The sequence below is a fragment of the Albidovulum sp. genome (genome assembly GCF_049646345.1).
GTDB lineage: Bacteria > Pseudomonadota > Alphaproteobacteria > Rhodobacterales > Rhodobacteraceae > Albidovulum.
Map to the genome: position 1 here is coordinate 1 of NZ_JBARVQ010000496.1, position 7,939 is coordinate 7,939.

The 7,939-nt window shown below is 61.4% G+C and carries 9 protein-coding genes; all 9 read left to right on the top strand.

The window, feature by feature from the left end; all coding sequences use genetic code 11:
- Nucleotides 1-322: 322 nt before the first annotated feature.
- Nucleotides 323-1,225 carry a DMT family transporter gene (locus WBB85_RS12450; RefSeq protein ID WP_432638930.1) on the top strand — a complete coding sequence of 301 codons (903 nt, stop codon included), beginning with the start codon at nucleotides 323-325 and terminating at the stop codon, nucleotides 1,223-1,225.
- A gap of 92 nt (nucleotides 1,226-1,317) precedes the next feature.
- Nucleotides 1,318-2,049, top strand: a complete 732-nt coding sequence (locus WBB85_RS12455) for a glycosyltransferase family 2 protein (protein ID WP_432638931.1) — start codon at nucleotides 1,318-1,320, stop codon at nucleotides 2,047-2,049.
- A 3-nt stretch (nucleotides 2,050-2,052) separates the two neighbouring features.
- Complete coding sequence (locus tag WBB85_RS12460) at nucleotides 2,053-2,358, top strand: lipid-A-disaccharide synthase N-terminal domain-containing protein (protein ID WP_432638932.1); 306 nt, start codon at nucleotides 2,053-2,055, stop codon at nucleotides 2,356-2,358.
- Nucleotides 2,351-3,781, top strand: coding sequence for an ArnT family glycosyltransferase (locus tag WBB85_RS12465; RefSeq protein WP_432638933.1), 1,431 nt, complete (start codon nucleotides 2,351-2,353; stop codon nucleotides 3,779-3,781). Before WBB85_RS12460 ends, WBB85_RS12465 begins: the two co-directional genes overlap by 8 nt.
- The gene (locus WBB85_RS12470) at nucleotides 3,771-4,463 is read left to right on the top strand and encodes a phosphatase PAP2 family protein (RefSeq protein WP_432638934.1); all 693 of its coding nucleotides are present in this window, start codon (nucleotides 3,771-3,773) and stop codon (nucleotides 4,461-4,463) included. Before WBB85_RS12465 ends, WBB85_RS12470 begins: the two co-directional genes overlap by 11 nt.
- Nucleotides 4,464-4,731: 268 nt before the next feature.
- Nucleotides 4,732-5,103 (top strand): 30S ribosomal protein S12, encoded by a 372-nt coding sequence (gene rpsL, locus WBB85_RS12475; RefSeq protein WP_263340580.1) that lies wholly within the window; start codon nucleotides 4,732-4,734, stop codon nucleotides 5,101-5,103.
- A gap of 12 nt (nucleotides 5,104-5,115) precedes the next feature.
- Complete coding sequence (gene rpsG, locus WBB85_RS12480) at nucleotides 5,116-5,586, top strand: 30S ribosomal protein S7 (RefSeq protein WP_432638935.1); 471 nt, start codon at nucleotides 5,116-5,118, stop codon at nucleotides 5,584-5,586.
- 18 nt (nucleotides 5,587-5,604) lie between these two features.
- Complete coding sequence (gene fusA / locus WBB85_RS12485; RefSeq protein WP_432638936.1) at nucleotides 5,605-7,728, top strand: elongation factor G; 2,124 nt, start codon at nucleotides 5,605-5,607, stop codon at nucleotides 7,726-7,728.
- A gap of 85 nt (nucleotides 7,729-7,813) precedes the next feature.
- Nucleotides 7,814-7,939 (top strand): GTP-binding protein (locus WBB85_RS12490; protein WP_245813843.1); only part of this gene is annotated, 126 nt, incomplete at its 3' end.

The following is a 7,939-nucleotide window of genomic DNA, read 5'->3' on the forward strand; positions in this document are numbered from 1 at the left end:
GCTTGATTCCGGGCGAAAGGGGACAACCGCCAAGGTCTGTTAAGGGCTCTGACCGGCCATGCGTGTCGCAACATGTGTCCCCCTGAGCGAATGGCATGCGCTTCGACACCGAACATCCTGCCCTGCCGCGTTTCGGGCTTGCGTTGATACGAAATTGGCCCTTTTCTTGCGCTGTTTCCGATATCTGTGATTTCAACTGAAACCCGAAACGCTTGACGCGTTCCGCAAAAGAGGTGGTCGTGTGTGAAATGACTGCCCCGGCAGAGACGGTATCCGGGCGTCCGCCCGTTCTTGCCTCTTTCAGGAGTAAGACCGCAACATAATGTCGGGAAATCTGCGCGGCGCGCTGTTCATGACCCTCGCGATGGCCGCCTTCGCGATCAATGACAGTTGCATGAAAGCTGTCACCGCCGACTTGCCACTGGCGCAGGCGATCTTTCTGCGTGGAGCCCTCGCGGCGGCGGCCCTTGGCCTGATCGGCCTGTATCGGGGGCGGCTCAGGCTACGTTTCGCACGTAGCGACGCCCAGCGGCTCGGTCTGCGGTCGCTGGGCGAGGTGGCCGCGACCCTAATCTTCCTGACCGCGCTGCGCCACATGCCGCTCGCCAACCTCTCGGCGATCATGCAGGCGCTGCCGCTTGCCGTTACATTGTCAGCGGCGCTGATCATGCGCGAACCCGTCGGCTGGCGGCGTATGGCTGCCATCGGCGTGGGGTTCTGCGGTGTGCTGCTGATCGTCCGGCCCGGCACTGACGGGTTCGACCGGTGGTCATTGCTTGCCTTGGTATCGGTCGCGTTCGTGGTGGTGCGCGACCTCTCCACCCGACGTCTCTCACCGGATGTGCCCTCGGTGTCCGTCGCGTTTCTTGCCGCCATTTCAGTCACGATAAGCGCGGTCTTCCTGCTGCCGTTCAGCGACTGGGCGGTAGTGGGGCCGACCCAATCCATGCTGATCATCGGGGCCGCGACATTCCTGATCGCAGGATACCTCCTGATCGTCATGGCGATGCGGGTGGGTGAGATCGGCCTGGTCGCACCGTTCCGTTATACCGCGCTATTGTTTTCGATCGTTCTTGGATGGGCCGCCTTCAGCGAACTGCCCGATGCGATCACGCTGATGGGCGCGGCGGTCATAGTGGCAACCGGGATCTATACCTTCTACCGCGAACGCAAGGTGGGGCAGGTCGTTGCGACGCCGGTGAAGGCGCCGTTGCATCTTCGCTGACGTACCGCGCTCTCATTTACAATCGCGCATCCGTGCAGTACCACCGCTGGACGCAATGAAGCAGCACCAACGACGGCTTTTCCGGGATATCCATGGTCACCGTATCCATCGTCATTCCCGCGAAGAACGAGGCCGAGAATATCGAGACGCTTCTCGACGGGATTGATGCCGCCTGCGAAGCCCATGGCGATTATGAGGTAATCGTCGTCGATGACGGGTCGGAGGATGATACATCCGGCGTCGTCACCCGGCGCATGGACACGCATCCAAAGCTGAGGTTGCTGCGCCATGAAAGGTCGGGCGGGCAAAGTGCTGCTGTCCATAGCGGCGTGATGGCATCGGTCGGGACTATTGTCTGCACGCTCGACGGCGATGGCCAGAACCCGCCCGAGGAATTGCCGAAGCTTTTCGCGCCGCTTCTGGCCGAAGGCGCGGACGCCATCGGCATTGTTGCGGGTCAAAGGGTCGGGCGGCAGGATACGGTTTCGAAGAAACTCGCGTCGCGGTTTGCCAATGCGCTGAGGTCATGGGCATTGAATGATGGGACGCGGGATACCGGCTGCGGGCTTAAGGCCTTCCGGCGCGAGGCTTTCCTGCGGCTGCCCTTCTTCAATCACATGCACCGCTATCTGCCCGCGCTCTTTGCCCGCGATGGCTGGCAGGTGGCCCATGTCGATGTCAGCCACCGGCCGCGCGGGGCAGGGCGGTCGAACTACTCCAACATCCAGCGGGCCTTTGTCGGTGCCGTGGACCTGATCGGGGTCATGTGGCTTTTGCGGCGGCGCAAGCGCGCGGTGCCCTCCGAACCGGCCAAGCGGGGCTGAGGCATGGAAAAGGTCTTTGGCATTCTTCACGTCGGCGGCTGGGTCGAATTCTGGTGGGTGGCATTTGGCCTGTTCGGCCAGCTCATGTTCACCGGCAGATTCCTCGTCCAGTGGATCGCGTCGGAACGCGCGAAGAAATCCGTTGTACCGCTCTCCTTCTGGTATCTGTCGATGGCGGGCGGGATCATCCTGCTGACCTATGCGATTTATCGCCGCGACGTTGTCTTCATCCTTGGCCAGTCTACAGGCGTCTTCATCTATGCCCGCAACCTCTGGCTCATCCACAAGGATCGGCAGAGCAATGTCTGACCGCGCGAACTGGGTCGGACCGGCCATCCTTCTGGTCGGGGCGGTGACGTTGGCCCGTGTCGTGGCGCTCTGGTTCAACCGCACCGACCTTTTTGTCGATGAAAGCCAGTATTGGCTCTGGGGGCAGAGGCTCGACTTTGGCTATTATTCCAAGCCGCCGCTGATCGCCTGGGTGATCCGGGCGGTGACAGAGCTGGCGGGCAGTGATGCGCCGTTCTGGGTGCGGCTGCCCGGCGCAATGTTCCACGGCGCAACCGCCCTGATCCTCGGCACGCTGGCAGCCCGGCTCTATGCGCCACGAGCTGCATTCTGGGTCGCGGTGAGTTACGCCACCTTGCCCATGGTGGCCTTGGGCAGCATTCTGATCTCCACCGACACGATCATGGCGCCCTTCTTCGCGGCGGCCCTGCTGTTTTACTTCCGCGCGGCCGAGACCAGGCGCAGCGGCTTTGCCGCTCTGGCGGGCGCGGCGATCGGGGCCGCATTTCTGGCGAAATATGCTGCGGTGTATTTCCTGCTTGGCGCGGTCCTTGCCGCCCTGATCGTTCCGGTGATGCGGCTTTCGGTGCGCGCGTGGTTCGCTCTGGTCGCTGCGTTCGGGCTTGTCATCCTGCCGAATATCCTCTGGAACCTGTCGAACGATCTGACGACGGTGTCCCATACGATGGACAATGTCGGCTGGGTGCGGGGCGGATCGTGGCTGGCCGGTCTCAACCCGGCCGGTCTTGCCGAGTTCTTCTTCAGCCAGTTTGCCGTCATGGGACCGGTTCTGTTCGGCGCGTTTTTGTGGGCGTGTGTCCGGCCGGGCGGGCACATGGGACGGGCACTGGTCTGCCTTTCCCTGCCGGTCCTTATGATCGTCTGCACCCAGGCATTGCTGGAGCGCGCCTATGCGAACTGGGGTGTTGCCACCTATTTCGCGGGTACGATCCTGGCCGTTGGACTTCTGTACCAAAGGGCGCCGAAGCTGCTGGCCGCCTCGGTTGTGATCAACGCGGTGGTGTCGGTTCTGTTGCCGCTGCTGGCGATCATGGCACCCGTCCCGGAAAGCAAGGGCAAGCCGCTGCTGGCGCGCTATCTCGGGCGGCATGACCTGTCGCAACAGATACTGGATGAGGCGCAGCGCCTTGGTGTTCCGGGTGTCGTCGCGACCGAGCGCGACATCCTTGCCGATTTTTATTATGTCGGGCGTGACGCCGGGATTGCCATCTATGCACCGCCGCCCAAAGGACGGCCCGACAACTACTACGAACAGAACTTTCCGCTGCCGCCCGGACATGGCCCGGTGATGCTCGTGGGCAGGTCCGCGCCGGATTGCGCGGGAAAACCTGTCGGCAAACTCGACACGAAAGGCGGCGCCTATCACGGCCGCAAGCTGTCAGTCTGGCTGCTGCCTGAGGGATGTTCCGACAATGCGCGTTGATCACCACAGGGCGGCATACTGGCTGGCGGCTTGTTTCGTGCTGACGCTTGCAACCTTCTATTTCTGGCCCGAGCTGGACCTTACCACATCCGCGTTGTTTTACCGGGAAGGGGAACGGTTCTGGCTGTCTGATATCGAGGCGGTTCAGATCCTGCGCGAAACGGTCTGGGGCTTCAGCATCGCGGCGTTTCTTGTGGCGATCTTTGCGCTCGGGATGGCAGCGCTCAAACGGCCGCTTCCTGATTTCGGCGCGCGACCGGCCGCATTCGTCTTTCTTCTCTACCTCCTCGGGCCCATCCTTCTGGTCAATGCCGTTCTGAAGAACCATTGGGGCAGGGCGCGGCCGGGAAGCATCGCCGAGTTCGGCGGCACGCGGGAATTCACGCCGCCCTGGCTGCCTGCCGATGAATGCGCGAGGAACTGTTCCTTCGTCTCGGGCGAGGGCTCGGCGGCCGTGGCGCTGGCGATCACCTTCCTGATCCTCGCACCGCTGGCGCGACGGTTTCTTCCCCGCGTCCTGCTGGCGATCTATGCCGCCGCGGCCATCGCATTCCCGGTCGCGGGTCTGGTCCTGCGTGTCGCGACGGGGCGGCATTTCCTTTCCGATACCATTTTCGCGGCCCTGTTCGTGCTCATGATCGCCCTTGTCCTGCATCGCCTGATTCTGACGGAGCGGCGCTGAGACCCCTTGTTGACAACCCCCGCGACTCCCCCTATACGGCGCCCACTCGGCCACGGGTTTACTGCGCGTGGACGTGTATCAGAACTGAAGTGGTCATGATCCGGGCCCCATAGCCCCGATCCTCTGGAATTCCACCGCGTCGCCCCGCGAAGGGACGATTGCGGTTTTGGTGTTTTGCGGACGCGCAGGGCACGACTTGTGAGAAAAGCCCCCGGAAACGTCGCTGACGGGCGATCGTTGATCGGGCTGCAAACAAAGGCGAGAGTTAATGCCGACGATCCAACAGCTGATCCGGAAGCCCCGGGAAGCGAAGCCGCAGAAATCCAAGTCGCAGCACCTGGAATCCTGCCCGCAGAAGCGCGGTGTCTGCACCCGCGTCTACACCACGACGCCGAAGAAGCCGAACTCGGCTATGCGTAAAGTGGCCAAGGTCCGCCTGACCAACGGCTTCGAGGTGATCAGCTACATCCCCGGCGAAAAGCACAACCTTCAGGAACACTCCGTTGTCCTGATCCGTGGCGGCCGGGTGAAAGACCTTCCGGGCGTCCGTTATCACATCCTGCGCGGTGTCCTCGATACCCAGGGTGTCAAAGATCGTCGTCAGCGTCGTTCGAAATACGGCGCGAAGCGTCCGAAATAAGGAGATCACCAGATGTCTCGTCGTCACGCCGCCGAAAAGCGCGAAGTTCTGCCGGACGCCAAATATGGCGATAAGGTCCTGACCAAATTCATGAACAACCTGATGGTTGACGGCAAGAAGTCCGTCGCCGAACGGATCGTCTACAACGCGCTGGAGCGCGTCGAAGGCAAGCTGAAGCGTCAGCCGATCGAATGCTTCCACGAAGCGCTCGACAACGTGAAGCCGTCACTTGAAGTGCGCTCGCGCCGCGTTGGCGGTGCGACCTATCAGGTGCCGGTCGAGGTTCGCCCCGAGCGCCGCGAAGCGCTGGCGATCCGCTGGCTTATCATTGCCGCGAAAAACCGCAACGAAAACACGATGGAAGAGCGTCTGGCCGGTGAGCTTGCCGATGCCGTCAACGGTCGTGGCACTGCGGTGAAAAAGCGCGAAGACACCCACAAGATGGCCGACGCGAACAAAGCGTTCAGCCATTACCGCTGGTAAGCGGAAGGAAGGCGAAAGATGGCACGCGACTACCCTCTTCAGCGATACCGCAACATCGGTATCATGGCTCATATCGACGCGGGTAAAACCACGACGACCGAGCGGATCCTTTTCTATACCGGCAAGTCCCACAAGATCGGCGAAGTCCATGACGGCGCCGCGACCATGGACTGGATGGAGCAGGAGCAGGAGCGTGGCATCACGATCACCTCGGCTGCGACCACCACGTTCTGGCAGCGTCAGGAAGATCCGACCGCCGAAGGCACGTCGGACACCAAGTACCGCTTCAACATCATCGACACCCCGGGCCACGTCGACTTCACCATCGAAGTCGAGCGTTCGTTGGCGGTGCTCGACGGTGCGATCTGCCTTCTGGATGCCAATGCCGGTGTTGAGCCGCAGACCGAAACCGTCTGGCGTCAGGCCGACCGCTACAAGGTTCCGCGGATCGTCTTCGTCAACAAGATGGACAAGATCGGCGCGGATTTCTTCAAATGCGTGACGATGATCAAGGATCGCACCGGTGCGACGCCCGCCCCGATCGCCCTGCCGATCGGTGCCGAGGACAAGCTTGAAGGCATCATCGATCTGATCAAGATGGAAGAATGGGTCTGGGAAGGTGAAGATCTCGGCGCAAGCTGGGTTCGCAAGCCGATCCGTGCCGATCTTCAGGACGTCGCCGACGAATGGCGCGGCAAGCTTGTCGAAGTCGCCGTCGAAATGGACGACGACGCGATGATGGCCTACCTCGAAGGCGAAGAGCCCGATGAGGCGACGCTGCGCAAGCTGATCCGCAAGGGCTGCCTGTCTATGGCCTTCGTGCCGGTGACTGCCGGTTCCGCGTTCAAGAACAAGGGCGTTCAGCCGCTTCTGAACTCGGTCATCGACTTCCTGCCGTCGCCCTTGGACGTACCGGCCTATATGGGCTTCAAACCGGGCGATGAGACGGAAACCCGCGATCAGGCCCGTTCGGCCGATGATGCGCAGCCCTTCTCGGCGCTTGCGTTCAAGATCATGAACGACCCGTTCGTCGGCTCGCTCACCTTCACCCGTATCTATTCCGGTGTCCTCAAGAAGGGCGACCAGATCATGAATACGACGAAGGGCAAGCGCGAGCGGATCGGCCGCATGATGATGATGCACTCGATCAACCGCGAGGAAATCGAGGAAGCCTTCGCAGGCGACATCATCGCACTGGCAGGTCTGAAGGAAACCACGACCGGTGACACCCTGTCGGATGCCGCCAAGCAGGTGGTTCTGGAAACCATGACCTTCCCCGAACCGGTGATCGAGATCGCGGTTGAGCCGAAAACCAAGGCGGACCAGGAAAAGATGGGCATCGCTCTGGCCCGTCTCGCTGCCGAAGACCCGTCCTTCCGCGTCGAGACCGACTTTGAGTCCGGTCAGACCATCATGAAGGGCATGGGCGAACTTCACCTCGACATCCTCGTTGACCGCATGAAGCGGGAATTCAAGGTCGAGGCGAATATCGGTGCGCCGCAGGTGGCTTATCGTGAAACGATCGGCCACGAAGCCGAGATCGACTACACCCACAAGAAGCAGTCCGGTGGTACCGGTCAGTTCGCGCGGGTGAAAATGATCATCTCGCCGACCGAACCGGGCGAAGGCTATTCCTTCGAAAGCCGGATCGTCGGTGGCGCGGTGCCGAAGGAATACATTCCGGGCGTCGAAAAGGGCATCAAGTCGGTCATGGACTCGGGTCCGCTCGCGGGCTTCCCGGTTATCGACTTCAAGGTGGCACTGATCGACGGTGCGTTCCACGACGTCGACTCGTCGGTTCTCGCCTTCGAAATCGCGGCGCGTGCCGGGATGCGCGAAGGTCTGAAGAAGGCCGGTGCGAAGCTTCTGGAACCGATCATGAAGGTCGAAGTGGTGACGCCGGAGGAATATACCGGTGGCATCATCGGCGACCTCACGTCGCGTCGCGGCATGGTGCAGGGTCAGGACACGCGCGGCAACGCCAACGTGATCAACTGCATGGTGCCCTTGGCCAACATGTTCGGCTACATCAACAACCTGCGCTCGATGTCCTCGGGCCGCGCAGTGTTCACGATGCAGTTCGACCATTACGATGCCGTGCCGCAGAACATCTCGGACGAGATCCAGAAGAAATACGCTTAACGGGATGGCGGGGTGAACCCCGCCCTACCCAACACCAGTAGGGCAGGGGTAACCTTGCCACCCAAACGAAATTAAGGAGGCCATCATGGCAAAGGCAAAGTTTGAACGGAACAAACCGCATGTGAACATCGGGACCATTGGTCACGTTGACCACGGCAAGACGACGTTGACGGCAGCGATCACGAAGTATTTCGGTGATTTCAAGGCCTAT

Bases quoted from the DNA above. Each gene is read 5' to 3' on its own strand.
- WBB85_RS12455 (WP_432638931.1), top strand. From the start codon at position 1,318: ATGGTCACCGTATCCATCGTCATTCCCGCGAAGAACGAGGCCGAGAAT.
- WBB85_RS12470 (WP_432638934.1), top strand. From the start codon at position 3,771: ATGCGCGTTGATCACCACAGGGCGGCATACTGGCTGGCGGCTTGTTTC.
- fusA (WP_432638936.1), top strand. From the start codon at position 5,605: ATGGCACGCGACTACCCTCTTCAGCGATACCGCAACATCGGTATCATG.
- rpsG (WP_432638935.1), top strand. From the start codon at position 5,116: ATGTCTCGTCGTCACGCCGCCGAAAAGCGCGAAGTTCTGCCGGACGCC.
- WBB85_RS12465 (WP_432638933.1), top strand. From the start codon at position 2,351: ATGTCTGACCGCGCGAACTGGGTCGGACCGGCCATCCTTCTGGTCGGG.
- WBB85_RS12450 (WP_432638930.1), top strand. From the start codon at position 323: ATGTCGGGAAATCTGCGCGGCGCGCTGTTCATGACCCTCGCGATGGCC.
- WBB85_RS12460 (WP_432638932.1), top strand. From the start codon at position 2,053: ATGGAAAAGGTCTTTGGCATTCTTCACGTCGGCGGCTGGGTCGAATTC.
- rpsL (WP_263340580.1), top strand. From the start codon at position 4,732: ATGCCGACGATCCAACAGCTGATCCGGAAGCCCCGGGAAGCGAAGCCG.